Below are 246 nucleotides of genomic sequence, written 5' to 3'. Positions count from 1 at the left end.
ATCGTGGAGGGCCCGCTGGACAAAACCCGAATCAACGTGCTGAAACAAGAGCCACTCCTGGTAACGATCCTGCGTGCAGGCCTGCCTTATTTCCAGGGATTCATCAATGTCTTCGACCGGGCCGACGCCGCGTTCGTCGGTGCCTACCGCGACGAGTTTGCCCACGAACTGACTGTACGCACGGAATACATCACGACCCCGGCGCTGACGGGCCGGGAAGTTATCCTCGTCGACCCGATGCTGGCC

General features: G+C 60.6%; 1 protein-coding gene. It reads left to right on the top strand.

Annotation, left to right across the window (positions count from 1 at the left end; all coding sequences use genetic code 11):
- Positions 1–3: 3 nt before the first annotated feature.
- On the top strand, positions 4–246 hold a 243-nt coding region (locus tag KK062_RS30470; protein WP_369075200.1), incomplete at its 3' end, for a uracil phosphoribosyltransferase.

Origin of the sequence: Dawidia cretensis, assembly GCF_018598175.1 — a bacterium.
Classification (GTDB): Bacteria; Bacteroidota; Bacteroidia; order Cytophagales; family Cyclobacteriaceae; genus Ohtaekwangia; species Ohtaekwangia cretensis.
Note: the sequence above shows the minus strand (reverse complement) of the source record. Positions and strands in the feature narration are given on the sequence as shown.